Origin of the sequence: Burkholderia sp. BCC1638 (assembly GCF_902833195.1) — a bacterium.
GTDB classification, from domain to species: domain Bacteria; phylum Pseudomonadota; class Gammaproteobacteria; order Burkholderiales; family Burkholderiaceae; genus Burkholderia; species Burkholderia diffusa.
Window position 1 is genome coordinate 1 of record NZ_CADFEC010000099.1, and the last position, 645, is coordinate 645.

Genomic DNA, 645 nt, shown 5'->3' on the forward strand with positions numbered 1-645 from the left:
GCCGGCGAACCCAGACGGATCCCGCTCGTCACGAACGGCTTTTCCGGATCGTTCGGGATCGCGTTCTTGTTCACCGTGATGTGTGCCGCGCCCAGCGCCGCTTCCGCCGCCTTGCCCGTGATGTTCTTCGCGCGCAGGTCCACCAGCATCACGTGGCTTTCCGTACGGCCCGACACGATCCGCAGCCCGCGCTTGACCAGCGTTTCAGCCAGCACGCGCGCGTTCTCGACCACCTTCTCCTGGTAAGCCTTGAACTCCGGCGACAGCGCTTCCTTGAACGCCACCGCCTTCGCCGCGATCACGTGCATCAGCGGGCCGCCCTGGATGCCAGGAAAGATCGCCGAGTTGATCTGCTTCTCGTACTCGGCCTTCATCAGGATCACGCCGCCGCGCGGGCCGCGCAGGCTCTTGTGCGTCGTCGTCGTCACGAAGTCCGCGTGCGGCACCGGGTTCGGATACACGCCCGCCGCGATCAGGCCCGCGTAGTGCGCCATGTCGACCATCAGGTACGCGCCGACCGACTTCGCGATCTTCGCCAGACGCTCGAAGTCGATCTTCAGCGCGAATGCCGACGCGCCCGCGACGATCAGCTTCGGCTTGTGTTCGTTCGCCAGTTTCTCGGCGGCGTCGTAGTCGATGTCTTCG

The 645-nt window shown here is 65.4% G+C and carries 1 protein-coding gene; it reads right to left on the reverse strand.

Annotated features, from left to right (window positions below):
- A partial coding sequence (locus HWX22_RS31370; RefSeq protein WP_175917002.1) for a serine hydroxymethyltransferase occupies positions 1–645 on the reverse strand: 645 nt, incomplete at both ends.